Annotated in this window: 22 protein-coding genes and 1 riboswitch; of the genes, 6 read left to right on the forward strand and 16 right to left on the reverse strand. The window is 71.3% G+C overall.

From position 1 onward, the window contains the following. Positions 1-28 precede the first annotated feature (28 nt). The 3 genes from ABEB03_RS39325 to ABEB03_RS39335 all read right to left on the reverse strand — a co-directional run bounded on the left by ABEB03_RS39325 (position 29) and on the right by ABEB03_RS39335 (position 4170). Positions 29-1381 carry a peptidase C39 family protein gene (locus tag ABEB03_RS39325; RefSeq protein ID WP_345657771.1) on the reverse strand — a complete coding sequence of 451 codons (1353 nt, stop codon included), beginning with the start codon at positions 1379-1381 and terminating at the stop codon, positions 29-31. A gap of 234 nt (positions 1382-1615) precedes the next feature. After that, entirely contained in the window at positions 1616-3157 is a 1542-nt protein-coding gene (locus tag ABEB03_RS39330; protein ID WP_345657772.1) for an amino acid permease, read from the reverse strand. A gap of 56 nt (positions 3158-3213) precedes the next feature. After that, a complete protein-coding gene (locus tag ABEB03_RS39335; RefSeq protein WP_345657773.1) occupies positions 3214-4170 on the reverse strand; it encodes a hypothetical protein in 957 nt (318 codons plus the stop codon). Positions 4171-4401: 231 nt separating this feature from the next. On the opposite strand from ABEB03_RS39335, the gene ABEB03_RS39340 reads away from it, so the two are divergent. Together ABEB03_RS39340 and ABEB03_RS39345 are read left to right on the forward strand one after the other, a co-directional pair. Then, a complete protein-coding gene (locus ABEB03_RS39340) occupies positions 4402-5088 on the forward strand; it encodes a uridine kinase family protein (protein ID WP_345657774.1) in 687 nt (228 codons plus the stop codon). Between the two features lie 461 nt (positions 5089-5549). Then, complete coding sequence (locus ABEB03_RS39345) at positions 5550-7415, forward strand: AAA family ATPase (protein ID WP_345657775.1); 1866 nt, start codon at positions 5550-5552, stop codon at positions 7413-7415. A 133-nt stretch (positions 7416-7548) separates the two neighbouring features. Here the strand turns inward: ABEB03_RS39345 and ABEB03_RS39350 are convergent, their stop codons facing one another. The 9 genes from ABEB03_RS39350 to ABEB03_RS39390 form a co-directional block, all read right to left on the reverse strand. Continuing rightward, positions 7549-8637 (reverse strand): hemolysin family protein, encoded by a 1089-nt coding sequence (locus tag ABEB03_RS39350; RefSeq protein ID WP_345657776.1) that lies wholly within the window; start codon positions 8635-8637, stop codon positions 7549-7551. After that, a complete protein-coding gene (locus ABEB03_RS39355) occupies positions 8634-9965 on the reverse strand; it encodes a hemolysin family protein (protein WP_345657777.1) in 1332 nt (443 codons plus the stop codon). The genes ABEB03_RS39350 and ABEB03_RS39355 overlap by 4 nt, the downstream gene beginning before the upstream one ends. 200 nt (positions 9966-10165) lie before the next feature. Next, positions 10166-10642 carry a PH domain-containing protein gene (locus ABEB03_RS39360; protein WP_345657778.1) on the reverse strand — a complete coding sequence of 159 codons (477 nt, stop codon included), beginning with the start codon at positions 10640-10642 and terminating at the stop codon, positions 10166-10168. A gap of 13 nt (positions 10643-10655) precedes the next feature. After that, on the reverse strand, positions 10656-11513 hold the full coding sequence (hisG, locus tag ABEB03_RS39365) for an ATP phosphoribosyltransferase (RefSeq protein ID WP_345657780.1): 858 nt from the start codon (positions 11511-11513) through the stop codon (positions 10656-10658). A gap of 51 nt (positions 11514-11564) precedes the next feature. Continuing rightward, positions 11565-11837, reverse strand: a complete 273-nt coding sequence (locus ABEB03_RS39370) for a phosphoribosyl-ATP diphosphatase (protein ID WP_028803646.1) — start codon at positions 11835-11837, stop codon at positions 11565-11567. Between the two features lie 34 nt (positions 11838-11871). Then, positions 11872-12357, reverse strand: a complete 486-nt coding sequence (gene ribH / locus ABEB03_RS39375; protein ID WP_095932990.1) for a 6,7-dimethyl-8-ribityllumazine synthase — start codon at positions 12355-12357, stop codon at positions 11872-11874. Positions 12358-12421: 64 nt separating this feature from the next. Then, positions 12422-13759 carry a bifunctional 3,4-dihydroxy-2-butanone-4-phosphate synthase/GTP cyclohydrolase II gene (locus ABEB03_RS39380; RefSeq protein WP_345657781.1) on the reverse strand — a complete coding sequence of 446 codons (1338 nt, stop codon included), beginning with the start codon at positions 13757-13759 and terminating at the stop codon, positions 12422-12424. Beyond that, positions 13756-14394 (reverse strand): nicotinamide mononucleotide transporter family protein, encoded by a 639-nt coding sequence (locus tag ABEB03_RS39385; RefSeq protein WP_345657782.1) that lies wholly within the window; start codon positions 14392-14394, stop codon positions 13756-13758. Before ABEB03_RS39385 ends, ABEB03_RS39380 begins: the two co-directional genes overlap by 4 nt. After that, positions 14391-15026 carry a riboflavin synthase gene (locus ABEB03_RS39390; protein WP_345657783.1) on the reverse strand — a complete coding sequence of 212 codons (636 nt, stop codon included), beginning with the start codon at positions 15024-15026 and terminating at the stop codon, positions 14391-14393. Before ABEB03_RS39390 ends, ABEB03_RS39385 begins: the two co-directional genes overlap by 4 nt. Positions 15027-15177: 151 nt before the next feature. Continuing rightward, a riboswitch (FMN riboswitch) is annotated at positions 15178-15308 on the reverse strand. A 359-nt stretch (positions 15309-15667) separates the two neighbouring features. On the opposite strand from ABEB03_RS39390, the gene ABEB03_RS39395 reads away from it, so the two are divergent. Together ABEB03_RS39395 and ABEB03_RS39400 are read left to right on the forward strand one after the other, a co-directional pair. Next, positions 15668-16555, forward strand: coding sequence for an RNA polymerase sigma-70 factor (locus ABEB03_RS39395; protein ID WP_345657784.1), 888 nt, complete (start codon positions 15668-15670; stop codon positions 16553-16555). Positions 16556-16648: 93 nt separating this feature from the next. Continuing rightward, positions 16649-17401: an SDR family oxidoreductase gene (locus tag ABEB03_RS39400; protein ID WP_345657785.1), complete on the forward strand. Its 753-nt coding sequence runs from the start codon at positions 16649-16651 to the stop codon at positions 17399-17401. A gap of 342 nt (positions 17402-17743) precedes the next feature. On the opposite strand, the gene ABEB03_RS39405 is transcribed toward ABEB03_RS39400, so the two are convergent. Then, entirely contained in the window at positions 17744-18952 is a 1209-nt protein-coding gene (locus ABEB03_RS39405) for an ROK family transcriptional regulator (RefSeq protein WP_345657786.1), read from the reverse strand. A gap of 200 nt (positions 18953-19152) precedes the next feature. On the opposite strand from ABEB03_RS39405, the gene ABEB03_RS39410 reads away from it, so the two are divergent. Continuing rightward, entirely contained in the window at positions 19153-20364 is a 1212-nt protein-coding gene (locus ABEB03_RS39410; RefSeq protein WP_345657787.1) for an MFS transporter, read from the forward strand. Here ABEB03_RS39410 and ABEB03_RS39415 read toward each other — a convergent pair. Together ABEB03_RS39415 and ABEB03_RS39420 are read right to left on the reverse strand one after the other, a co-directional pair. Next, a complete protein-coding gene (locus tag ABEB03_RS39415) occupies positions 20324-20782 on the reverse strand; it encodes an acyl-CoA thioesterase (RefSeq protein ID WP_345657788.1) in 459 nt (152 codons plus the stop codon). The genes ABEB03_RS39410 and ABEB03_RS39415 overlap by 41 nt on opposite strands. Before the next feature lie 97 nt (positions 20783-20879). Continuing rightward, a complete protein-coding gene (locus ABEB03_RS39420; protein ID WP_345657789.1) occupies positions 20880-22145 on the reverse strand; it encodes an alginate lyase family protein in 1266 nt (421 codons plus the stop codon). A 121-nt stretch (positions 22146-22266) separates the two neighbouring features. Between ABEB03_RS39420 and ABEB03_RS39425 the strand changes: the two genes are divergently transcribed. Continuing rightward, positions 22267-23688, forward strand: coding sequence for a uracil-xanthine permease family protein (locus ABEB03_RS39425; protein ID WP_345657790.1), 1422 nt, complete (start codon positions 22267-22269; stop codon positions 23686-23688). Here ABEB03_RS39425 and ABEB03_RS39430 read toward each other — a convergent pair. After that, complete coding sequence (locus tag ABEB03_RS39430) at positions 23670-24779, reverse strand: glycoside hydrolase family 6 protein (protein ID WP_345657826.1); 1110 nt, start codon at positions 24777-24779, stop codon at positions 23670-23672. The genes ABEB03_RS39425 and ABEB03_RS39430 overlap by 19 nt on opposite strands. Positions 24780-24872: the final 93 nt, after the last annotated feature.

The following is a 24872-nucleotide window of genomic DNA, read 5'->3' on the forward strand; positions in this document are numbered from 1 at the left end:
GCGGGGAGGAGGGGCCGCCCTCCCGGGCTCAGCGGATGCCCACCGCGGCGAGCGCCTTGCGCTGCCGTGCCGAGGGCTGCGCCGGGAAGTACAGGTAGCAGACGCCGCCCGTGCCGGAGACGACGTTGCCGGAGGCGTTGTACCGCTTGGTCCGCAGCCAGATGTTCTCCCACTCGCGCCGCTTGTAGACGCGGCGCACGGCCTGGTCGCTGGGCGACGCGGGGTCGTTGGCGATCACGTCGCCGTCGGCCGTGAACCCTATGACGGTCATGAGGTGGCCCGAGGTGCCGTAGCCCGCGCCCGTCAGTTCGGTCTTCAGGAACGACTGGGACGTTATGGCCGGGATGCCGGCGGCGATCAGCGTCTCCAGGTCGGTGAGCGAGCCGAGTCGGGTCACCACACCCTGGAGGTCGGGGTACGTCGACGCGTAGGCGGCGTTGAAGGGCCAGTTGCCGCAGCCGCCGTACTGGTAGTCGTACGTGAAGCGGGCCGCGTGGCACACCTGGGGGTCGGCGTACGCGGGGTCGACCCAGGACAGTTGCTCGGCGGTGGGCCGGCGGCCCCAGTACTCGATGATCATCTGCGAGGAGGTCGGACTGCACCAGGCCTCGCCGCCGTTGTCGTACTCGGGGTACTGCCCGGCGTGGATCTCCTGGGACAGGCGCGGGACGGCGAGTTCCTGGGCGAGGCCCGGGGTCGAGGCCGGGACGGTGAAGCGGTCCGGGACGTCGGAGCCCATCGCGCCGAGCCGCCACACGACGGGCGTGATGCGGCTGCCCGGGGTCCGGTACAGGGTCAGGCGCAGCCGGTAGGAGACGAGGCGCAGGCCCGAGGCGGCGTCGTCGATGGAGAAGGTGTCCGTCCAGATGCTGCTCTTGCCGTCGCTCTGGTCGTCCAGGGACGTCCGCTTGATGTCCTGGTCGCCGGCGGCCCAGCGGCCCATCACGTACCAGGGGGTGTTCGTGCCGTCGGAGTACGTGCCCGTCAGTTCGACCTGGAGCCAGGTGCCCGCCGGTGTGTCCGCGTTCCAGGAGGCGATGGCCTCGGTGGCGGGGACGGCGAGCTTGTGGACCGGCGAGGTCCACGTGGCGTACTCCCAGGTGGAGGTCGTGCCGGTGTGCGGGTCGGTGTAGTCCGTGGTGCCGGCCGGGGCCGCGATCACCACCCCGGGGCGGGCGCCGGACACGCTGCGCGTGCCCTTCGCGGTGCCGCCGCGCCAGTCGGAGTACGAGGTCCAAGCGCGGTTGTCCACGAGGCCGCCCGGCGCTTTCCCGCGGCGCGCCGGTGCGGCGGCGGCCGGCGGGCTCGCGGCGCCCACGGCCGCCGCGGCGACGGCGGCGGCCAGGACGGTTCTGCGGGACGGCTGTTCGGCTCTGCTCATGGGTGGATGACCCCCAGGTGTCCGGAACGGGCGGGCCCAATGCACGGTGGTGGGCCAACTATGGACGCCGGACACCGAGTTCTGCCAGCACTTCGGCTCGCGTCGCGCCCACCAATATTGGTCGGGACCACTGGCATGACCTGCGGAGCCTCTCCCCGGTCCGGCGAGGGCCGGGCCGGGGAGGGGACGTCGGACGCGCCGTAGGAAGGCCGTCGGGCACCGAGGGGGCGGCCGTCAGATGAGGTCCATCGCCGCGACCTCGTCGGGCCGGCCGTAGCTGACCGGTCCCTGGAAGCGGCGGCGGGCGGTGGCGAACCACCAGACCGTGGCGACCACGAGCACCACGGCCAGGGCGATGGACGCGTAGTTGAAGGTGTCGCCGGTGATGGGCGAGACCTGCGGCAGCATGAACAGCACACTGCTGGCGAGGATCCAGATCACCGCCACCCAGCCGATGAGCGTGCTCCAGCGGCCCAGGTTCCAGGGGCCGGGCCGGAACTCGTCGCCGAGCCGCAGCCGAAGGAAGATGGGCACGGCGTAGGCGAGGAAGAGTCCGACGACGTTGACGCTGACGATGGCGGTGAAGGCGGTGTGCGACCACCAGCCGGGCAGGACGAGCGCCAGCGAGCAGCCGACCGCCAGCCAGACGGCCTTGACGGGGGTGCGGGTGCGCGGCGAGACCGAGTGCCACCACCGCGAGCCGGGCATCGCGCCGTCCCGGGAGAAGGCGAAGATCTGCCGGGTGTTGCTGGTCAGATTCGCCAGGCCGCAGAAGAGCATGGCGCCGATGACGATGAGGAGGATGGCCTTTGCCGTGCCCATGCCAAGTCCGTCGATGAGAATCTGCACCGGTGGCGCCGAGGAGCCCGCCACCTGGTCATAATCATGAATGCTGTACACAAGGGCGAGCATGAGGACGAGTCCGGTGACCGCCGAATAGCCGATCGCGCGCGTGATCCCCTTCGGCGCGTTGACCGTGGCCCGGACCGTTTCCTCGGACATGTGGAAGCTGCCGTCGAAGCCCGTGAAGGTCCAACTGGTGACCAGCAGGCCGAGCATCCCCCCGTAAAGGCCGTTGGTGAAACCGGTGTTGTTCTCGAAATGCGTGACGAACGAAGCCGACTGGTGATGATCGGGCATCACGACGAGTGTGCTCACGATCACGACGAGCCCGATCAGCAGCCACCACACCGAGATCCGGTTGAGCACGGCGACCAGCTGCACCGTGTAGGTATTGGCCAGACCCTGGAGCACGATGATCACCATCGTGATCAGGACGGTCTGGTGCGCGGTCGGCTCGTACGAGTCCCACTGGAGCGCGATGAAGGCCTGGATGAACGTGGCGGCCGCGTACCCGGTGGCCGCGGTGCCGCCCACCTGACCCACGAAATTCAGCCATCCCGTGTACCACGACCATGCGCCCTTGTGACGCTTGGCGAGCTTTCCCGCGGAGAAATAGAGCGCCCCGCTGGTCGGATAGGCGGATGCCACTTCCGCCATGGCGGCGCCGATGAACAGCACCATCACGGACACGCCGATCCAGCCGAACACGAGAATGCGCGGACCACCGGCATTCATTCCGAATCCGAAGGACGAGAAGATTCCCGAGATGATGTTGATGATGGTGAAGGAGATCGCGAAATTGTCGAACGCCTGGAATCGGCGCGTCAGTTTTCGCGGATATCCCATCGCATGAAGTGTCGCGTCGTCGTCGAGCGCGGCGGATTCCTCACCCGTGCGCCCTCCGGTACGTGGGACCGATATCCGTTCTGACACAACTGACCTTTCTCTGGGGGTTGGCCGGAAGACTGTGGGGGCCGGCAGCCGGTCCGTCAGGTGGCTCCCGGCACCGGCATGCCGCACGTCCGGCGGGCACGGGAGAGTTGCTCCTCGGGCTCGCCGAACACGCTCCATGGCATGCGGCAGGCGTACGGCCCCATGGCGGTGAAGACCGCGCGCGCCTCGAACTCGCGCTGGGACATGAACAGGGCGTGCGCCAGGTAGGACAGGTCGAGCACCGGGGTGAACCGGTAGCCCGGCACCTCGGGGAGCCAGTTCTGGTAGATCGCGAGCGCGGTGGAACGCCACTGGGGCTGCTCCCAGGTCCGGTCGACCAGGAGCTGCGAGGGGTTGTAGCTCTCCACCAGGGCCACCAGCGGAAGGAGTCGCAGCGGCGAGGAGGCGGGGGCACGCTGGCTCAGGAAGGCGGCCACGTCCCAGGCGGCGTTGACCGAACCGCCGTGGCGGGTGAAGAAGAAGGCCAGGAACCGATGGTGGCCCTCGCGGTGCCAGGGGTCGAGGCGGAGGATGTGCGAGAACAGCCGCCAGGGGCCGGGTGGCGCGGTGAGCAGCCCCTGCGGGGCGGGTTCGCGCAGGTCGTGCAGCCGGGCCATGGACAGTTTGGCGGCCCAGGGCGTGGGATCGGCGGGGATCATGGCGGCGGCCCGCTCGCAGGCGGTCAGCGCGATCCGTTCCAGGGCCTCGGCGCGGCCGTCCTTGATGTCGGCCGCGCGCAGCGCCCGCAGCACGGCCACGCGTGCCCACAGCAGCGCCGCCTCGGGGGACGGCTCTTCGGCCAGCCAGCGTTCGGCGAGGTCGGAATCGGCGGCCTCGGAGGCCACCACCAGGGAACGGTGGGCGCGCAGTCCGAAGTCGGCGCGGGTCTCCTCCAGGGCCTCACGGGCACTCAGATAGCGACCGGCGCGGACATCCACACAGACACTCGCGAGTGTGCGGTCGTCGGCCGCCGGATGCCACACATACTGCCCCTCGAATAACCCCGCGGCCATCTTCCCCTGTCCGTCCCCGTACGACACTTCGCAGTTGCGCAACAGGCACCCTACTCAGCATCAAGGGGAGCCGGAACGGGGTTTCCGAAATACCTGGTTCCGCCGTGTCGACATCTTATGGAGGAAGCGAAAGCAGACACTGGGGATTGTTCAAAAGGTAGTTCAATGCGGCACTATTGTGCGGCCGCACATCCGCCACGAACAGCAGTCGATAGAATGTTCCCCAGGAATATGCCCGACCCCTCCCCCGCACAGCCGTCCACGCCCTTGCCGACCCCACGTCCCCCGGGAAGCACCATTCACGACCTCGCCGCACAGCTGCTCCGGCTGCCGCCGTCCTGCGGCCCCGTCCGCCTCGTCGGCATCGACGGGCACGCGGGCTCCGGAAAGACCACATTCGCCGGGCAGTTGGCGGCGGCACTGGACGGCGCCCCCGTGCTGCACCTGGACGACGTCGCCACGCACGAGGAGCTCTTCGCCTGGACCGGACGGCTGCTGCGCCAGGTGGTCGAGCCGCTGCACCGCGGGGAGCCCGCCCGGTACGCCCCCTACGACTGGACGGCCCGGAGCTTCGGGGCGTCCCGCGAACTGCCGGCCGCGCCGGTGATCCTGCTGGAGGGTGTCGGCGCGGGCCGCCGGGCGTTGCGGCCGTTCCTCGCGCGACTGCTGTGGATGGAGTTGCCGCACGAGGAGGCCTGGACGCGAGGGCAGCGACGGGACGGCGAGGCGCAGAGCGCGTTCTGGGACGGATGGGTCCGCGCCGAGCGCCGGCACTTCGCCGAGGACCCTTCGCGCCCCTTCGCCGACCTCCTGGTGCGGCAGTGTCCTGAGGGATACGAGGTGCTGAAGGGGCCTGTTGGGGCCCCCGGACCGGACACCTCCATCACTCACGGTGACGGACCATCCGCAATGTGCTGAACTTGTGAAGACCCTTGCGAACGAACTTCCGTGAGTGCTCCAACTCGGCTTGACCGGGGGGCCGTACAGGACTTACGTTCTGAATGTGCGGCCTTTGGGAGCCGCCCGCATTCGCGAAGCCCCCGGTTGTTCCCCCGTGATCGGGGGCTTCGTTCTGCCCAGACGCCCTTTTTCGGACGCCGCGCGCCGCGATTCGTTCACCCTCGGTGACCGAGCACAGTGCGCCCCATCTGCTCCCACCTCGTGGAACGGGGTGTGCGGCACCCTTCGGCCCGCCCCTGTGCCGCAGGTACGATGCCCTCGGTGCGACCTTCGGACGGCTGCTCTGCGCACCGGTGCAACTCCCGTCCGCGGCACAGCAGTTCGACCAAGCTGCCGACGGGCACCGGCCCGGCGGCGAGGGGGTGCCGGGCCACGAGGCACTCCCCGATCATCGGGGGCACGGTTTGTGGGGGGACGCGATGGACTTCGGCACGCAGGGCCCCGAGGCCCCGGCCGACCTCGCCTGGCTGCGAGGCGTGGACGCCTACACGATGGGCGCCTATCCGCAGGCGGAGGAGGAATTCCGTACCGCGGTCCGGATCGACCCGGGCATGGCGGACGGCTGGCTCGGCCTGCACGCGCTGCGCGTGGACACGACGACCGCGCTGCTGCGGATGTTCCGCCACCGCGACCGCTTCGGCGAGCAGCGCGCCCGCCACCGGCGCACGCTCAATTCCTGGTACTGGCTCGGCTGGTGGGTCCAGCCGGTGCTGGAGAGCCCGCGCGACCTGCTGCTGGCGCACGCCTCGCACTGGCTCGACGGACGCCATGTCCCCGAACTGGACCGGGCGTTGGCCGGCCTGCCGCCCGTGGACGCCGATCATCAGGTGCGGTTCCTGCACGCCTGTCGCGCCTATCTGGTCAAGGACTGGGAGCAGCTGGTCCGGCACACCGACCCGCTGATCGACGATCCGATGCTCGGCATAGAGGCCGGGCTCTTCGGCGGTATGGCGCGGGTGCGTCTGGAGATGTACGGGCAGGCTGAGCCGCTGCTGTCCTCCGCGCTGATGCGCTGCCGCAGCGAGCAGCCGCAGCGCAAGGAGCTGCGGTACTGGCTGGCCCGGGCCCACGAGGGCACCGGACGCTCCGCCGCGGCGCTGCCGCTGTACCGGGCGGTGCACCGGGTCGACCCCTCCTTCATGGACACCTCGGCCCGGCTGGCGGCCATCGCCGAGGGCGACGGGTACGACGACGCCGCCGCCGACCTCGCGGCGATCAGCCTGGCCGGCATGGGACAGGACGTCATGGAGGGCCCGGACGGCGTGGACCCGCTGTTCGGCGTCGAGGGGCGGGACCTGAAGATCTCGGAGCCCGGACTCGCGCCACCGGGCGGGCTGCCGCCCGAGGCCGACTCGGTGCGGGAGAAGGCCGTGCTGCCGGTGCAGCCGCTGCCCACGGGCCCGACGGACCCCGCGTTACTCGAGGAGGCACTCGCCGAGCTGGAGCGCATGGTGGGCCTGGAGCCCGTGAAACGCCAGGTCAAGGCGCTGTCCGCGCAGCTGAACATGGCGCGGCTGCGGGCCGGTCAGGGCCTGCCGGTGCAGCCGCCCAAGCGGCACTTCGTCTTCTCCGGCCCGTCCGGCACCGGCAAGACCACCGTGGCCCGCATCCTCGGCCGGGTCTTCTACGCGCTCGGCCTCCTCGGCGGCGACCATCTGGTGGAGGCCCAGCGCGCCGACCTGGTCGGCGAGTACCTGGGGCAGACCGCCGTGAAGGCCAACGAGCTGATCGACTCCGCGATCGGCGGTGTCCTCTTCGTGGACGAGGCGTACTCGCTGTCCAACTCCGGCTACGGCAAGGGCGACGCGTACGGCGACGAGGCCCTGCAGGTCCTGCTGAAGCGGGCCGAGGACAACCGCGACCACCTGGTCGTCATCCTCGCCGGCTACCCGGAGGGCATGGACCGCCTGCTGGCCGCCAACCCCGGTCTCTCCTCCCGGTTCACGACCCGCGTGGACTTCCCCTCCTACCGCCCCCTCGAACTCACCTCCATCGGCGAGGTGCTGGCCGCCGAGAACGGCGACGTCTGGGACGACGAGGCACTCGACGAGCTCCGCTCCATCAGCGGTCACGTCGTCGACCAGGGCTGGATCGACGAGCTCGGCAACGGCCGCTTCCTGCGCACGCTGTACGAGAAGAGCTGCGCGTACCGGGACCTGCGGCTCTCGGGCTACCCGAGGACCCCGTCGCGCGACGACCTGTCCACCCTGCGGCTGCCCGACCTGATGCAGGCGTACGGGGAGGTCCTCTCCGGCCGGGGGCCCCAGGATCCGTCGGCGCTGTGACCGGCACCTCGCTTCGGGGCGGCACCTGCGGGCCTGTCCGTGAACGCGAGGATCCCCGGGCCCCCTCAGGGACACGGGGAACCTCGCGACGATCCCTCACCGGCCCGCCGCCGAGCGGCGGGCCGAAGGCGGCTCAGCCGGCCAGCGCCTCCTCCGGAGCCTCGCTCGGGCGCGGCTCCGCGACACGCAGCGGCGGGGCTTCCCGGTGCGCCGGGTCGCGGACCTCGCCGACCAGCAGCTCCAGGACGTCCTCCAGCGCCACGAGCCCCAGGACCTTGCCGGACGCGTCGGCGACCTGAGCGAGGTGCGTGGCGGCGCGGCGCATCACCGTGAGGGCGTCGTCCAGGGGAAGCTCGGCCCGCAGGGTCGTCATCGGGCGCCACATCTGCTGCGGCACCGCCCGGTCGGAGTCCTCCAGGTCGAGGACGTCCTTCACGTGCAGGTAGCAGCCCATGAAGGCGCCGTTCTCGGCGACCACCGGGAAACGCGAGTACCCGGTGCGCGCGGTGAGAGCGACGACCTGGCCGGGAGTGACCGAGGGATCCACCGTGATCAGCAGATCGCGGTCCAGCAGGACGTCGGTGACCGGGCGGGAGCCCAGCTCAAGGGCGTCCTCCAGGCGTTCCTGCTCCTCGGGGTCGAGGAGACCGGCCTGGCCCGAGTCCTCGACGAGACGGTTGAGCTGTTCGCTGGTGAAGACCGCCTCGACCTCGTCCTTGGGCTCGACGCGGAACAGCTTGAGGATCACCCGCGCGCAGGCTCCCAGGGCGACGGTCACCGGACGGCACAGCCGCGCGAAGGCCACCAGACCGGGGCTGAGCCACAGCGCGGTCTTCTCGGGCGCGGCCATCGCCAGGTTCTTCGGCACCATCTCGCCGATGACGAGGTGGAAGAAGACGACGAGGGCGAGCGCGATCACGTAGCCGAGCGGGTGGATCAGCCCGTCCGGCAGATGCGCCGCCTCGAAGACCGGCTCCAGCAGGTGCGCGACGGTCGGTTCGGCGACGGCGCCGAGCGTCAGGGAGCAGACGGTGATGCCGAACTGCGCGGCGGCCATCATCTGAGGAAGGCGTTCGAGGCCGTACAGGACCTGTCGGGCCCGTGCGGTCCCGAGCGGTTCGATCTGGCTGCGCCGCACGGAGACCAGGGCGAACTCGGCACCGACGAAGAAGCCGTTGGCGAGCACCAGCAGGGCGGCGAAGAGAAGTTGGAGCACGCTCATCGGACGGCCTCCGGGACGGGCGCGGCCCGCACCAGGCGGACGCGTTCGGCGCGGTAGTGCCCGACCTGGCGCACCGACAGACGCCAGCCCGGCAGTTCGGCCCGGTCGCCGGGGGCCGGGATCCGGCCGAGCAGATCGGCGACCAGGCCGGCCACCGTCTCGTACGGCCCCTCGGGCACGTCGAGGCCTATGCGCTGCAGGACGTCGACGCGGCAGCTGCCGTCGGCGTCCCAAGCGGGCCGCCCGTCCTCGGGCGGGGCGGGGGCGAGCTCGGGGAGTTCGTTGAGGACGTCGTCGTGCTCGTCGTGGACCTCGCCGACGAGCTCCTCGACGATGTCCTCCAGGGTGACGACGCCCGCCGTACCGCCGTACTCGTCGACGACGACGGCGATGGGCTGTTCGCTGCGCAGCTGTTCCAGCAGCGGCTGCACGGGCAGCGTCTCCGGGACGAGCAGCGGTGCCTGGGCGATCCTGCCCACCGGGGTGCGCAGCCGGTCGTGCGAGGGGATCGCCAGGGCGTCCTTGAGATGCACCATGCCGACGATCTCGTCGATCCGCTCCCGGTAGACGGGGAATCGGGACAGGCCGGTGGCGCGGGTGAGGTTGACGACGTCCTCGGCGGTCGCCGACGACTGGAGCGCGCTGACCTTCACGCGCGGCGTCATGACGTGCTGGGCCGTCAGGTCGGCCAGCGAGATGGTCCGCACGAACAGGTCCGCCGTGTCCTGCTCCAGGGCGCCGGCCTGTGCCGAGTGCCGGGCCAGGGAGACGAGTTCGCCGGGGGTGCGGGCGGAGGCCAGCTCCTCGGCGGGTTCGACGCCCAGTGCGCGCACCAGCCGGTTGGCGACGGTGTTGAGCGCGGCGATCACCGGCCGGAAGAGCCGGGAGAAGACGTGCTGGGGGCCCGCGACGAAGCGGGCGACCTGGAGGGGCCTGGACACCGCCCAGTTCTTGGGCACCAGCTCACCGACCACCATCTGCACGGCCGAGGCGAGCAGCATGCCGACGACCACGGCGACACCGGGCACGGCGCCTTCGGGGAGGCCGATCGCGGTGAACGGGCCGTGCAGCAGTTCGGCGAGCGCCGGTTCGGCGAGCATGCCGACCACGAGCGAGGTGATGGTGATGCCGAGCTGGGTGCCGGAGAGCTGGAAGGACAGCTCCTTGAGGGAGTCGACCACGGTACCGGCCCGTCGGTCGCCTTCGGCCGCGGCCTTCTCGGCGTCGGGGCGCTCGACCGTGACGAGGCCGAACTCCGCCGCGACGAAGAAGCCGTTGGCGAGGATCAGCAGGAACGCCGCTCCCAGGAGCAGCAGGGGGATGGTCATGCCGCCGCCTCGGTATGTCGGGAGGGGGCGGCGCAGGTACTACAGGACGATCCGTCCATCGCTGGAGGGAGTCACTCCTCGGGTAGCAGGGGGCCTTGGAAACGCCGGGTGGCAGATCGAAGGCGGAGGCGCAACGAAAACGCCTCCGCCAACAGGTTAATCAAGACATGGGCCCTCGGGGCAGGGTGGAAGGGCGAGAGTCAGCCCTGATGTTCGTCACGTCGTCCGTGCGGCTCGCCGATGGCCCGGGCCTCGGCGAGGGCGCGCAGGGCTCGGGCGTCCTCGATCGCGCGCTGCTTGGCGATGCCCGGCTGGATGCCGAGCGCGGGCAGGCTGGTGCCGTCGCTCAGGTTGAGGAACACCCAGGGGTCGCCCGGGCGCAGGTTGACCTGGAGGATCTCGGCCCACTCCAGGTGCCTTCTGCTGGCGATGTTGACCACGGTGACACCAGTCTCGTCGGCGACGACCTTGGGCCGGGCGAGCAGCAGGAGTACGCCGAAGAGCAGCGCCGCGGTGAAGACGAAGCTGGTCCGCTCCCCCGGGCTGAGCTGTTCGAGGAGCAGTGCGACCGTCGTGATGACCACGAAGATGGCGGCCCCGCCGATGAGCAGCACGGCCCGGGTGCGGGACGGCCGGAAGGTGACGGGGAGCGCGGGAGGCGCGGAGTTGTCCGACATGTTCTGCGTCCCGTCAGAGCCGGCAGGCGTGGATGGCCGTGGTCAGGATGGCCCGCGCGCCGAGGGCGTACAGGTCGTCCATGATCCGCTGGGCCTCCTTGGCGGGGACCATGGCGCGGACGGCCACCCAGCCCTCGTTGTGCAGCGGCGAGATGGTCGGCGACTCCAGCCCGGGGGTGAGCGCGACGGCCTTCTCCAGGTGCTCGGCGCGGCAGTCGTAGTCCATCATCACGTACGTCCGCGCGACCAGGACGCCCTGGAGGCGGCGCAGGAACTGCTGGACCTTGGGCTCGGCCTCCTCCGAGGTGTCGGCGCCGACGCGGCGGATGACGACGGCCTCGGACTTCATGATCGGGTCGCCGAAGACCTCCAGGCCCGCGTTGCGCAGCGAGGTGCCGGTCTCGACGACGTCCGCGATGACCTCGGCGACGCCCAGCTCGATGGCGGTCTCGACAGCCCCGTCGAGGTGGACGACGGAGGCGTCGATGCCGTGGTCGGCGAGGTGCTTGGCGACGATGCCCTCGTAGGAGGTGGCGACCGTCATGCCGGAGAGGTCGGCTACGCCGTTCGCGGTACCGGGCTTGGTGGCGAAGCGGAAGGTGGAGCGGGCGAAGCCGAGCGGGAGGATCTCCTCCGCGTTGGCGCCCGAGTCGATGAGCAGGTCCCGGCCGGTGATGCCGATGTCGAGTCGGCCGGAGGAGACGTAGATCGCGATGTCGCGGGGGCGGAGGTAGAAGAACTCGACCTCGTTCTCCGGGTCGACGATCCGCAGCTCCTTGGACTCCCGGCGCTGCTGGTAGCCGGCCTCATGCAGCATCTCCGCCGCAGGGCCTGACAGGGAACCCTTGTTGGGGACGGCGATGCGCAGCATGAGGTCGGCTTCCTTCGTTCGTGCGTGTGGTGTGCGGATTGCTGGAGCGGCTCAGAGGTGGGCGTACACGTCGTCGAGGGAGATCCCGCGCGCGACCATCATCACCTGGACGTGGTAGAGCAGCTGCGAGATCTCCTCGGCGGCGGCGTCCTTGCCCTCGTACTCGGCGGCCATCCAGACCTCTGCGGCCTCTTCGACGACCTTCTTGCCGATGGCGTGGACACCCTTGCCGACCAGCTCGGCGGTACGCGAAGTGGCGGGGTCGCCGTTGGCGGCCTTGTGCTGGAGCTCGGTGAAGAGCTCCTCGAACGTCTTCTTGGACATGGTGCTGCCCACCCTACGCGCTTGTGGCCGTACCTCAGCGCCAGGGTTCGGATACTGAGCGGAGCGTGGCCGCCGTCGCCACGGCGGCGGTCACCGCCTCGTGGCCCTTGTCCTCGTTCGAGCCCTCGATGCCCGCGCGGTCCAGGGCCTGTTCCTCGGTGTCACAGGTCAGCACGCCGAAGCCGACGGGGACGCCGGTGTCGATGGAGACCTGGGTGAGGCCCTGGGTGACCCCCTGGCACACGTAGTCGAAGTGGGGGGTCCCGCCGCGGATGACGACTCCGAGCGCGACGATCGCGTCGTAGCCGCGTCCGGCGAGGACCTTGGCGACGACCGGGAGCTCGAAGCTGCCGGGGACCCGCAGCAGGGTCGGCTCGTCGATCCCCAGCTCGTGCAGGGCGCGCAGCGCACCGTCGACGAGGCCGTCCATCACCTTCTCGTGCCACTGTGCCGCGATGACCGCGACGCGCAGGTCGCCGCAGTTGCGTACGGACAGTTCGGGTGCACCCTTGCCGCTCACGTCTCTCCTCAGTGCCGCTGTGCTGTGTTGCCGTTGGTGCTGCTTGTCAGATGGTGTTGCCGTGTTACTGGTTGCTGCAGGCCGACACGGTGGTCGTGTCGAGCCAGGGCAGATCGTGTCCCATCCGGTCCCGCTTGGTGCGCAGGTAGCGGAGGTTGTGCTCGCCCGCCTGGACGTGCATCGGCTCGCGTCCGGTGACCTGGAGGCCGTGCCGGACGAGCGCGTCGGTCTTGTCGGGGTTGTTGGTCATCAGGCGCAGGCTCCGCACGCCGAGATCCTCCAGGATCTGGGCGCTCGCGCCGTAGTCCCGGGCGTCGGCGGGCAGGCCCAGCTCCAGGTTGGCGTCGAGGGTGTCCCGGCCGCGTTCCTGGAGTTCGTACGCGCGCAGTTTGGAGAGCAGCCCGATGCCGCGTCCCTCGTGACCGCGCAGGTAGACCACGATGCCGCGGCCCTCGGCCTGGATGCGCTGCATGGACGTCTGGAGCTGGGGGCCGCAGTCGCAGCGCTGCGAGTGGAAGACGTCACCGGTGAGGCACTCGGAGTGGACGCGGACGAGCACGTCCTCGCCGTCGCCGACGGTGCCGTGGACGAGGGCGACGTGCTCGACGCCGTCGACGGTGGAGCGGTAGCCGTAGGCGGTGAACTCGCCGAAGGCGGTGGGCAGGTGCACCTCGGCCTCGCGGCGCACGGTGGGCTCGGCCGCCGGTCCCCCCTGCTCGGGCGGGGCCGAGAGCTTGAGGGAGCGCCGGTAGGCGATCAGGTCCTCGATGGAGATGATCGTCAGGCCGTGCTTGCGGGCGAACGGGATCAGCTCGGGCAGCCGGAGCATCCGGCCGTCCTCGCCGGCGATCTCGACGATCGCGCCGGCGGGGCGCAGTCCGGCGAGGCGGGCCAGGTCGACGGCGGCCTCGGTGTGGCCGTTGCGGACCAGGACACCGCCGGGCCTGGCGCGCAGCGGGAAGATGTGCCCGGGGCGGACGAAGTCGTCGGCCTGGGCGGTCCCGTCGGCGAGGAGCTGAAGCGTGGTGGCCCGGTCGGACGCCGAGATGCCGGTGGTCACACCGTGGGCGGCGGAGGCGTCCACGGACACCGTGAACGCGGTCTTCATCGACTCGGTGTTGTCGTCGACCATCTGCGGGAGCCGGAGCCGGTCGAGTTCGTCGCCCTCCATGGGCGCGCAGATCAGCCCGCGGCACTCGCTCATCATGAAGGCGACGATCTCGGGGGTCGCCTTCTCGGCGGCGATGACGAGGTCACCCTCGTTCTCCCGGTCCTCGTCGTCGACGACCACGACGGGGCGGCCGGCCGCGATGTCGGCGATGGCCTGCTCGATCGGGTCGAGAGCGAAGTCGGAGGCATCCTGGTCGTGCCCGATGCTGTACCGAACCGGCGCGGTTGTCATGCCGGGGCTCCTTCCATGACGGGCTGCCCGGCCTTTCGGGAGCGCAGCCACCAGTCGCGCATGCCCCACAGGACGAGCGCGCCGTACAGGACGTAGACGAATCCGGAGAAGGCGAAGCCGTTGGCGAAGTTCAGCGGTACGCCCACGACGTCGACGAGCAGCCAGGCGAACCAGAACTCGACCATGCCGCGCGCCTGGGCGTACATCGCCACGATCGTGCCGACGAAGATGTACGCGTCCGGCCAGGGGTCCCAGGACAGGGACGGGTAGGCGAGGAACAGGCCGGCGACGGCGACCGTGCCGACGGCGGCGGCACCGGCCATCGCCGCGCGCTCGCGCCAGGTGGCGAAGCGGACCGCGACGGAGCCGTCCTGGCCCTTGCCGCGGTTCCACTGCCACCAGCCGTACACGGCGACGACCATGACGACGACCTGCTTGCCCGCGCTGCCGGAGTAGTGGGCGGTCGCGAAGGCCGCGAAGAGGATGACGCCCGAGACGAACTGGGCGGGCCAGCTCCATATGGAGCGCCGCCAGCCGAGGGCGAGGGCGATCAGACCGATCACGTTGCCCGCCATGTCCGACCACTTGATGTGCTGGTCGAACAGGACGAAGGCCTCGGAGTTGAGCCAGTTCACCGGGTGGCTCCCTCGGTGCCGGGCAGGCCGGCCGACTGGTCGCCGCGCCCGCCGAGCAGTCGCTCGACGTACTTGGCGATCACGTCGACCTCGAGGTTGACCGGGTCGCCGGGCTGCTTGTGGCCGAGCGTGGTCAGGTCGAGGGTGGTGGGGATGAGGCTGACCGTGAAGTGGTCGGGGCCCGCGTCGACGACCGTGAGGCTGATGCCGTCCACGGTGATCGAACCCTTCTCGACCACGTAGCGGGAGAGGTCCGCGGGGAGCGAGATCTTGACGATCTCCCAGTTGTCGGACGGCTTGCGCTCGATGATCGAGCCGGTGCCGTCGACGTGCCCCTGCACGATGTGTCCGCCGAGGCGCTCGCCCACGGCCATGGGGCGTTCCAGGTTGACGCGGGAGCCGACGGCCAGGGCACCGAGGCTGGAGCGGTTCAGGGTCTCCGCCATGACGTCGGCGGTGAACTCGTCGCCCTCGTGCTCGACCACCGTGAGACACACGCCGTTGACGGCGATGGAGTCGCCGTGCTGCGCGCCCTGCGTGACGACGGGGCCGCGCAGACGAAAACGGGAGGCGTCGTCGAGGATCTCGACGGCGGTGACCTCACCCAGCTCTTCGACGATTCCGGTGAACACTTCCCGGGTCCTCCTGCCTCATGGGGCACGGACTCCGGGGCCTGTCGATGACGACAGAATGAGCGGACGAGAACACCGGGAACGTCGCCGACAGGGACACGTCCGACAGGACGTGTCGCAACATACGGCGGCGCGCACGAATGCCCGCCCGCCGCGCACTGCCTCCCATCCGGACTTTAACCGTCGGTCCAGGAATTTCACCTGGTCAACCGGCCGCTGGAAGCGACCGGGTCGCGGACTGTAACCGCCGGTTCGGAATTTCACCGACCCCGGAGTGCGCTGCTTCTGGTACAGGGCCAGTGTGCCACGCCTGATCGACGTCCATGGGGGTGAATCCCTGTGGGGTGCCTCACAGGCCAGGCGAATGGACTTCTGCGACAGGCCTGTCGGCCCAACTCCCTTGCCGCGAAGCCATCTTGCTATTGGTCCATACCTATTGACCCTGCTGGTCTAGTCCACTTAGGGTCTGCGATCACTGCGCTGTGCCCCCCAGATCGACCCGGCGGCGGTGACGAAGGCCCTTGCCCCGCCGCCGGGTCCCCCACCCCGGCCGCCCCGGGTCTCCCGGCACGGGCGAGCCGGCCCGAAGACACGTACGGGCCCGGGGACATGGCAGGAACCGCCTCTGCCAGGCTGGGAGCGTGACGACAAGCCTCGCCGACGAGTTCGAGACGCACCGCCCGCAGCTGTTCGGGCTCGCCTACCGCATGCTCGGCTCCGCCGCGGACGCGGAGGACGTCGTGCAGGACGCGTATCTGCGTTTCAGCAGGACCGACCGGGCGGCCGTCGAACAGCCGCGCGCCTGGCTGGCGAAGGTCGTCACCAACCTCTGTCTCAATCTGCTCGCCTCGGCCCGCGCGCGGCGCGAGCGCTACACGGGGACATGGCTGCCCGAGCCCGTCGTCACCTCGGACGGGACGCTCGGCCCGCTGGAGTCGGCCGAGCGGCGCGACGCCGTGTCCCTGGCCCTGCTCGTCCTCCTGGAGCGGCTCACCCCGACGGAGCGCGCCGTGTACGTGCTGCGCGAGGCCTTCGCGTACGACCACCGGGAGATCGCCGGCGTACTCGCGCTGGGCGAGGCCAACTGCCGCCAGCTGTACCGGCGGGCGGTGCAGCGGCTCGCCGTGCCCGAGGCCCGCTTCGAGGCCCCTGCGGAGCAGCAGGAGGGGCTCGTGGACTCCTTCCTCACAGCGGCGCGCGAAGGAGACCTGGCCGGCCTGGAGCGGCTGCTGGCGGCGGACGTGACCTGGTGGTCCGACGGCGGGGGCAAGGTCAGAGCGGCGCTGCGGCCGATCCGGGGCCGCGACAAGGTCCTGCGCTTCTTCGCGGGCGTCACGAACAGGATCGAAGCGGGAGCCGAGTTCACGACGGCCGAGGTCAACGGCAGTGCGGCGCTGGTCGGACTGCACGACGGCCAGGTCTTCGTCGTCGTCTCGTTCGAGGCGCACGACGGAGTGTTCACACAGATGCGCGGCGTGCTCAACCCGGACAAGCTGGCGTTCGTGGGACGCCAGCTGGCCGGGGTGTAGCGCGCCGTTGTCACATTGCGCGGGTGCTGCCCGGTCTCAGTCGGTGAAGTGCGCTCCGCACGGGAGCTGCCGACGTCGAAAGGGCTGAGCAGCATGACCACGATCCTGGTGACCGGCGGTACCGGAACCCTCGGGCGGCTCGTCACCGCGCGACTGCGGGCGGACGGCCACGACGTGCGGGTGCTGAGCCGGCACACCGAGCCGTACGCCGTCGACCTGCGCGAGGGCGGTGCCGGGCTGGACGCGGCGCTGGCCGGCGTGGACACCGTCGTGCATTGCGCGAGCTCTCCCCGCGGGGGTGACGAGCGGGCGGCGGCGCACCTGATCGCGGCCGCGCGGAAGGCCGCGGTGTCCCACCTGGTCTACATCTCCATCGTCGGCGTGGACGTGGTGCCGCTCGGGTACTACCGGGCCAAGCTGGCCGTGGAGAAGCAGATCGAGGAGTCGGGGCTCGGCTGGACGATCCTGCGCGCCACCCAGTTCCACGACCTCGTGGCCCAGGTCCTCGGGTCCCTGGCCAAGATGCCCGTGCTGCTGCTCCCCGCCGGTGTCTCGGACCAGCCGGTCGAGGTCGCCGAGGTCGCCGACCGGCTCGCCGCACTGTCGCTCGGGGCACCCGCTGGCCGCGTCGACGACATGGGCGGCCCCGAGGTCCGCGGCTTCCGCTCCCTGGCCGACGCCTACCTGCGCGCCACCGGCAGGCGACGCCCGCTCGTCGATGTGCGCCTGGCCGGAAAGACGTACCGGGCCTTCAGGACGGGCGGGCACCTCGCTCCGGACCATGCGGTGGGCAAGGGGACGTTCGAGGAGTACCTCGAGGCACGCATCGGACGGACCGAGTCCTGAGGCGGACGGGGCGCCCTCGGCGTACGGGAGCCTGCGGGGAGGCGAGCCCTCCGGGCGTACGGGACGGAGCGGGAGGCCTGCCCGACCGGCGTCCGGGAGCGTACGCGACCACGCGGGCAGCCTGCCCTCACGGGCTACGGGAGCGTGCGGGAGGCCTGCCCCGGCTCGAGGGAGCGTGCGGGAAGCGAGCACCTCCGGCGTACGGGACGACTCGGGCGGTCTGCCCTCCCGGTATCGGGGATCGCCCGCCCGGTATCGGGGATCGCGCGGGCGGCCTGGCATCCCGCGCGCGGGCAGCTGCCCTGCGGGCGTCCGCGACCGCGACCCGTTTCGGGGCGCGGTCTAAAGGAGGTCGCGCCCTGCGGCGCTCCCCGGCGCCGCGAAGAGCTCGTCCTGCGCGCCGTCGCGCGCGGTGAGCAGCGCGCCGCGCAGCACCGCACCCCCGCCGAGCGTGCTCGCGCGCACCTCGGTGGGCAGCGGCGACATCCGCCGCAGCCGCTCCTCCACCCGTGTCGCGAGGGCGTCGCCGCCCGCCTGCCCGACCTCGCCGCCGAGCACCACGCACCCGGGGTCGAGCACGGCGATCACGGACGCGGCGCCGATGGCGAGCCGGTCGGCGAGGGCGTCGAGGAAGCGGACCGGGCCGGAATCGCCCGGGGCCGCCACGGCCGCGCGCACCAGCGCCGCGGCGTGCGGTTCGTGCGCGGCGGACTCGGCCGCGAGGCCGTGCTCCGCGGCGAGTGCCGCGACGGCCGCGGCGCCCGCCAGCGAGTGGAAGCCGCCCTCGCAGTCCGTCGCCGAGGGGAGCGTGCGGGTGCCGGGCACGGGCAGGAAGCCGATCTCCCCGGTGCCGCCGGAGGCGCCGCGGCGCAGGGCTCCGTCCAGGACGACGGCCGCGCCGGTGCCGTGGCCCAGCCACAGCAGCACGAAGGTGTCGCGGTCGCGCGCGGCGCCGTCGCGCTGTTCCGCGAGGGCGGCGAGGTTGGTCTCGTTCTCGACGAGGACGCGGGCGGGCAGGCGTTCCTGGAGGGCGGCGACGAGGCGGCGGTGCCACGCGGGCAGACCGGAGGAGTCACGCAGTTCGCCGCTGGCGGGGTCGATCAGGCCGGGCGCTCCGATCCCCACCGTGTGCAGACGCTCGGCCCCGGCCTCCTTGGCGGTGCGTTCGACCAGGGTGACGGCCTGTTCGACGGCGGGTCCGGTGCCCGTGTCGTCGGCGATCGGCAGGGACGCCCGCGCGAGCTCCGCGCCGAGCAGATCGCTGACGACGACGGAGACGCTCTCGGTGCGGACGTCGAGGGCGGCCAGCTGGGCACGGTCGGCGACGATCCCGTACAGCCGGGCGTTCGGTCCGCGCCGCTGCTCCCCGGACTCCCCCACCACGGAGACGAGCCCGGCGGCGGTGAGCCGCTCCACGAGGTCGGCGACGGTGGGCCGGGACAGTCCGGTGAGCTGTTTCAACTGCCCTGCCGTCAACGGGCCTTCCTGCTGGAGGAGCCGCAGGGCGAGCCGGTCGTTGATGGCTCGGGCGGTGCTCGGGGATGCGGGCATGCCGGGATCCTCCCAGATCACGGAGTCCTCCCGGGGTGGCAGGGCACACGGCCCGGACGGCCGGGGTACGGGCCCCGGCGTCCGGCGCCCGGTCCTGTCCTCCGGTACCGGCGTCCGCATCGTCGACTATTTATCAGGCAGGGTTCCTGATAGTTTACGGCAGCAGTATGGGGAGGACGTCCGGGAGGGGCAGCGACACGATGGGTGAAGTGGTCTACGACATGAGCGACGTGAAGCGCGCCCGGTATGCCGTGGCCGCCGTGTTCGCTGTGCACGGGGCGGTCACCGGCTCCTTCGCGACCCGTGTCCCCTGGATCCAGGACCATGCCTCGCTCGGCGCGGGACAGCTCGGCCTCGCTCTCGCCTTCCCGGCGATCGGCGCGTCGGTCGCGATGCCGCTGGCGGGCCGGATCAGCCACACCTTCGGCGCCCGCAACGCGCTGCGCGGTCTGATCTCGCTGTGGACGCTGGCGCTGATCCTGCCGTCCCTCGCGCCGAACCTGTACACCCTGTGCCTCGCGCTCTTCACGTACGGCGCCACGGCGGGCATGGCGGACGTCGCGATGAACGCGCTGGGCGTGGAGGTCGAGAACCGGCTCCACAAGTCGATCATGTCGGGCCTGCACGGGTGGTGGAGCGCCGGCGCACTGATCGGCTCGGCGGCCGGCACGCTGGCCGCACATCTGGGCTCGGACGCGCGTCTGCACCACGCGCTGGCCGCCGCGGTGCTGACCGTCCTGGGCCTGGCCGCATGCCAGTGGGTGCTCGACCTCAAGCCGACCGAGGACGAGGAGCCGCCGCCGCGCTTCACGCTGCCGCCCAGGTCGGCGCTGCTCATCGGGGCGGTCGGCTTCTGCGCGGTGTTCGCGGAGGGCGCGAGCCTCGACTGGTCGGCGGTCTACCTGAGGGACCAGCTGGGCACCTCGGCCGGTCTCGCGGCGGCGTGCACGACCGGCTTCATGCTCACGATGGCGGTGGCCCGGCTCCTGGGCGACACGGTGGTGAACCGATTCGGCGCCGTCCGCACGGTACGGGCGGGCGGGGTCCTGGCCGTGCTCGGCGGACTGCTGGTCGTCGTGGCCGACCATCCGGCCGTGGCGATGGGCGGCTTCGGGCTGCTCGGCCTCGGCATCGCGGTCGTGGTGCCGCTCTGCTTCGCGGCGGCCGGGCGCAGCGGTCCGAACCCGAGCCAGGCCATCGCGGGCGTCGCCACCATCACGTACACCTCGGGCCTGGTCGCGCCGAGCGCGATCGGCACTCTGGCGCAGGCGACGAGCCTGGTGGTGTCGTTCGGGCTGGTGACGGTACTGGCGTGCGGCCTGGCCGTGCTGGCGGGTGTGCTGCGCGCGGGCGACCGGGACCGCCCGACGGTCACCCCTGCGGACGCAGCAGTTCCCGACCCAAGGCCCTGAACCGGTCGCTCCACGCGGTCGGACGCAGCGTCCCGGCGTCGAGCCGGACCAGGACACGGGTGCCGTGCGCGTACGTCACCGTGCCGTCGGCCGAGCAGAAGCGGAAGCCGTAGGTGAGCCCGGTGTTGCCGAGCCGTTCCAGCCAGATGTGGACGGCGTAGGCGCCGGGCCTGCTGACCGGGGCCTCGTAGCTGACGCGCAGTTCCCGCACGGCGTTGCAGAAGTCGCCCGCCGCTTCCCAGTCGCCGTCGAAGCCGAAGCCGAGGTCGCTCCACAGCGCGGTCCAGGCGCGCTCCACCATGACCGGGTAGCGGGCGTTGTGGAGCAGTCCGAGGGCGTCCAGGTCGTCGAAGTGGACGGTGACGGGCAGCAGCCGCCCGTACGGCAGGGCGGGGGCGACGGGGGCTTCGGCGGTCACGGGCGGGGCTCCTGAGACGTACGGGACGAACGGGACATGGCCGAAAACGGCACCCTCTCATCCTAAGCAAACGCTCAGAAGCCCCGGCCGGGCGGGCTCAGCCCGCGATGGAGTCGAGCTGCTCGGCGGCGGGCCGCAGCGCCCACAGGTCACCGCCGGGAGGCGCCTCCAGCCTGGGCAGTGCGGCCCGGGCGGCCCGGTCCCCCGCGTCGGCGGCCGCGTGCACGACGTCGCTCGCCGCGAAGCGGTGGAACTCGAGCTCGGGATGCCCCCAGGGCTCGGTACCGGTGGCGGCGGGCAGCAGGTAGTCGACCGCCTTGAACAGGCTCTGGCCGTCCGGCCCCCGGTACGACCACAGGTTCACCCCGACGTGCCGGCCGATGGCCGCGAGCCGGGTGTAGGCGACCAGGTCGAAGGTCGAGTAGTGCCAGCTGCGGGTGCGCGCGAGCTCTTGCGGCTGGCTGCCGTCGCCGGCGATCTGCGGGTCGATGCGCCGGGCGCGGGCGTCGAGGACGATCCGCCGGGCGAGATCCCGGTCGCCGGTCGCGTAGGCCAGGGCGGCGAGCTGCATGTCGTAGAAGGTGCCGTGGTTGTTCTGGGCGGCGCCCTCCTCCTTGCCGAAGGCGCTGTCGGCCAGCCAGTCACGGAACGCGGTGTTCCAGGCGCGCATCGCACCGCGGTCCCCTTCGGACCAGCCGGGGGCGCCCGTGTCCAGGATGGCGATGGCGTCCAGGACGCTGGTGTAGGACTGCGAGAAGTCGATGATGCCGATGGCCCGGCCGTCGTACTTGCAGGGGATGAACTGCCCGTGGTCCAGGTTCGGGTTCATCCGGCTGTCCGGGGCGAGGAACCAGGTGCGCAGGACCTGCCCGGCCTTCTCGGAGTACCGCTTGTCGCCGGTGTAGTACCAGGCGAGCGCCAGGTCGTACGTCGAGTCGAAGACCTTCTCGACGTCCTGGCGGTCGGTGCCGGTGTCGACCTCGGGATTGCGCTGGCCGTCGCGCTGGACGTAGGGGCATCCCCAGGGGTTCTCGGCGGTCCTGGGCTGGGACGGCCACCAGTAGGGCGCCTGGCTGAGGTAGTCGTGGACGTCACCACCGGGCGCGGGCTTCGGCTTGTCGACGACCGTCCAGGGACCCTGGCCCAGCCAGTTGTCTGCGCGGGCCGTCAAGTCCTTCAGGGTGCGGGCGAGTTGTGGATCCCCGTGGTCCAGGCGGACCTTCGTCCGCTGGAGTGCGGCGCCGTCGAGGACCGCCGTCCAGGGAACCTTGGGCCCCGCGTGGGCCGTGGCCGAGGGGACGACGGTGGCCGCCAGGGCGATCACGGCGGCCACGACCACGCCCAGTCGGGATCTTGCACTCATTGACCACTCCGATCAGACATGTGAACGAGGTTCATGAGTAAGACCGTGCGAGCGTAGGGCGGCTGGTTACCCCTGACAATGGTCCGGACAGATTCACGTACAGAGAAAGCGAAGCCACACCATGGACCTCGGCGTGCGCTGGAAACTGCACGGCGACGGGCGCAGGCCCGAACCCGGAGCAGTCGTCCGCCCCGATGAACGCCTCTCCTGGCCCCGCACGATCGGGCTGGGGGCACAGCATGTGGTGGCCATGTTCGGGGCGTCCTTCGTCGCGCCCGTCCTCATGGGCCTCGACCCCAACCTCGCGATCATGATGTCCGGCGTCGCGACCGCCATCTTCCTGCTCGCGACACGCGGCCATGTGCCCAGCTACCTGGGCTGCTCCCTGTCCTTCGTCGGCGTCGCCGCCGTGATCCGCGCCCAGGGCGGCACCAGCGCGACGGTGACCGGCGCCGTGTTCGTCGTCGGTGTCGCACTGTTCCTGGTGGGCCTCGCCGTGCGGCGGTTCGGGGCACGGATCATCCACGCGGCGATGCCGCCGATCGTGACCGGCGCGGTCGTCATGCTGATCGGCTTCAACCTCGCTCCGGTCACCGCCTCCACGTACTGGCCGCAGGACCAGTGGACGGCGCTGCTGGTCATGCTGTTCACCGGCCTGGCCGTGGTGTGCCTGCGCGGCTTCTGGTCACGGATCGCGATCTTCCTGGGGCTGCTCTTCGGATACGGCATCTCCTGGGCCTTCGACCGGATCTTCGGCAAGATCCACTCGGTGGACGCGAGCGGAAAGCTAACGGACCACTGGCGGCTGGACCTCTCCGCCGTCGGCAAGGCCGACTGGGTCGGACTGCCGTCCTTCCACGGCCCGTCCTTCCAGTGGTCCGCGATCCTCGTCGCGCTGCCGGTGGTGATCGCGCTGGTCGCCGAGAACGCGGGCCATGTGAAGGCGGTCGGCGAGATGACCGGGGAGACCCTGGACGACAAGCTGGGCACCGCGATCTCCGCGGACGGCGTCGCCTCGATGCTCTCCACCGCGGTCGGCGGCCCGCCCAACACCACCTACTCCGAGAACATCGGCGTGATGGCCGCGACCCGCGTCTACTCCACGGCCGCGTACTGGGCCGCCGCCGGCTTCGCCCTCCTCTTCGGCCTCTGCCCCAAGTTCGGCGCGGTCGTGGCGGCGATCCCGGGCGGTGTCCTCGGCGGCATCACCGTCATCCTGTACGGCATGATCGGCCTGCTCGGCGCGCAGATCTGGCTCAACGCCCGGGTCGACCTGCGCAACCCGCTGAACCTGGTGCCGGCCGCCGCGGGCATCATCATCGGCGTCGGCGGCGTCACGCTGGAGTTCACGGACAACTTCTCGCTGAACGGCATCGCGCTGGGCACCCTCGTCGTCATCACGGGCTACCACGCGCTGCGCGCGATGGCACCGGCGCACCTCAAGACGCAGGAACCACTGCTGGACGAGGGCACCTCCTCGTACGACGCGGACGACGGGCCGGAGTCGACCACGCCGGGCAGGGATCAGCGCGCCAGCTCATAGGCGTACTCCGCCGAGAAGCTGCCCGGCGAGCCCTTGCAGCCGTCGGACTCGCCCGGCAGCTTCACCCACAGATAGGCGTCGATCCTGGACTCGTGCGTGTTCAGGGTCGGCGCCTGTCCGATCTTCCGGCCCGCCGGATCGCACCACTCGCCGTCGGCCGGCGCGCCGTTGCCGTTCCTGCTGGTGTCGACGACCGCGCCCAGGCTCGCGGGACCGCCGAGGGCGGCGAGCACCTGCCTGGCGTACCCGATCTCGTCGGCCGTCCGGTGGAAGTTGGACACGTTCGTGAAGATGCCGTCGGAGGAACGGGGCGAGGCGGCCCCCGCCTGATCGAGCAGCGAGGCCTGCTCGGCCGCCGGGTTCCAGTCGGAGTGTCCCGCGTCGTAGTAGACCCGGGCCTTGGGATCGGCGGCCTTGAGAACACGCCCCGCGCGGGCCAGCGAGGCGAACCGGTCGGCCTGCTCGCCCTCCGAGAGGCAGTCGGACTGGGCGATCGCGTCCGGCTCGAGGATCACGACGACCTCGCCGGAGCCCAGGCCCGCCGCGAACCTGTCGATCCAGCCGTCGTAGGCCGCCAGGTCGGGCGCCCCGCCGTCCGAGGCGCCGCCGCAGTCGCGCTGCGGGACGGCGTACGGCACGACGACCGGGACCCGGCCCTGCGCGGCGGCGGCCGACGTCACGGCCCTGACCCGCGCGGTGATGGTCGACGGGGTGAAGTCCGCGAACCACACCGCCGCCGGGCGGTCGGCGATCCGGGACTCGATGACCGCCCGCCGGGAGTCGCCGGGGTGGGCCCGGACCCAGTCGAGGACCTGCGAGTCGGGATGCCGGTAGAGCAGGGGCGCGGCCGCGACGGTCTTGGTCCGCTTCCTCGTCGCAGAGGGCGCGGGGCGCGGCTTCGGGGACGCGGACACCGACGGGGAGGGCGAGGCCGAGGCGGTCGTCGGCGGCGGCACGGCGGGCAGGGGCAGCAGGCGAGGTGAACTCGTCACCGTCGGCCCTGCCTCGTCGGAGGGGCGGTGACCGTCGAGCGCGGACAGGACTCCCGTAGCACCGCCCACCGCGACCACGACCGAGGCCGCCACCACCATCGCACCGCGCCGGGCGGTGCGCCTGCGCTCGACCCTCCGCGCGGCCAGCCGCTGGGCACGCAAGCCTGACACGTACTGCTCCCCCCCCACTCC

The organism is Streptomyces siamensis (assembly GCF_039543605.1).
Taxonomy (GTDB): domain Bacteria; phylum Actinomycetota; class Actinomycetes; order Streptomycetales; family Streptomycetaceae; genus Streptomyces; species Streptomyces siamensis.

What these genes read in the sequence shown, in the direction of transcription:
- ABEB03_RS39380 (WP_345657781.1), bottom strand. Translation starts at nt 13,759, where the DNA reads ATGACAACCGCGCCGGTTCGGTACAGCATCGGGCACGACCAGGATGCC.
- ABEB03_RS39340 (WP_345657774.1), top strand. Translation starts at nt 4,402, where the DNA reads ATGCCCGACCCCTCCCCCGCACAGCCGTCCACGCCCTTGCCGACCCCA.
- ABEB03_RS39410 (WP_345657787.1), top strand. Translation starts at nt 19,153, where the DNA reads ATGGGTGAAGTGGTCTACGACATGAGCGACGTGAAGCGCGCCCGGTAT.
- ABEB03_RS39355 (WP_345657777.1), bottom strand. Translation starts at nt 9,965, where the DNA reads ATGACCATCCCCCTGCTGCTCCTGGGAGCGGCGTTCCTGCTGATCCTC.
- ABEB03_RS39350 (WP_345657776.1), bottom strand. Translation starts at nt 8,637, where the DNA reads ATGAGCGTGCTCCAACTTCTCTTCGCCGCCCTGCTGGTGCTCGCCAAC.
- ABEB03_RS39335 (WP_345657773.1), bottom strand. Translation starts at nt 4,170, where the DNA reads ATGGCCGCGGGGTTATTCGAGGGGCAGTATGTGTGGCATCCGGCGGCC.
- ABEB03_RS39370 (WP_028803646.1), bottom strand. Translation starts at nt 11,837, where the DNA reads ATGTCCAAGAAGACGTTCGAGGAGCTCTTCACCGAGCTCCAGCACAAG.
- ABEB03_RS39360 (WP_345657778.1), bottom strand. Translation starts at nt 10,642, where the DNA reads ATGTCGGACAACTCCGCGCCTCCCGCGCTCCCCGTCACCTTCCGGCCG.
- ABEB03_RS39430 (WP_345657826.1), bottom strand. Translation starts at nt 24,779, where the DNA reads ATGGTGGTGGCGGCCTCGGTCGTGGTCGCGGTGGGCGGTGCTACGGGA.
- ABEB03_RS39400 (WP_345657785.1), top strand. Translation starts at nt 16,649, where the DNA reads ATGACCACGATCCTGGTGACCGGCGGTACCGGAACCCTCGGGCGGCTC.
- ABEB03_RS39325 (WP_345657771.1), bottom strand. Translation starts at nt 1,381, where the DNA reads ATGAGCAGAGCCGAACAGCCGTCCCGCAGAACCGTCCTGGCCGCCGCC.
- ABEB03_RS39420 (WP_345657789.1), bottom strand. Translation starts at nt 22,145, where the DNA reads ATGAGTGCAAGATCCCGACTGGGCGTGGTCGTGGCCGCCGTGATCGCC.
- hisG (WP_345657780.1), bottom strand. Translation starts at nt 11,513, where the DNA reads ATGCTGCGCATCGCCGTCCCCAACAAGGGTTCCCTGTCAGGCCCTGCG.
- ABEB03_RS39425 (WP_345657790.1), top strand. Translation starts at nt 22,267, where the DNA reads ATGGACCTCGGCGTGCGCTGGAAACTGCACGGCGACGGGCGCAGGCCC.
- ABEB03_RS39345 (WP_345657775.1), top strand. Translation starts at nt 5,550, where the DNA reads ATGGACTTCGGCACGCAGGGCCCCGAGGCCCCGGCCGACCTCGCCTGG.
- ABEB03_RS39405 (WP_345657786.1), bottom strand. Translation starts at nt 18,952, where the DNA reads ATGCCCGCATCCCCGAGCACCGCCCGAGCCATCAACGACCGGCTCGCC.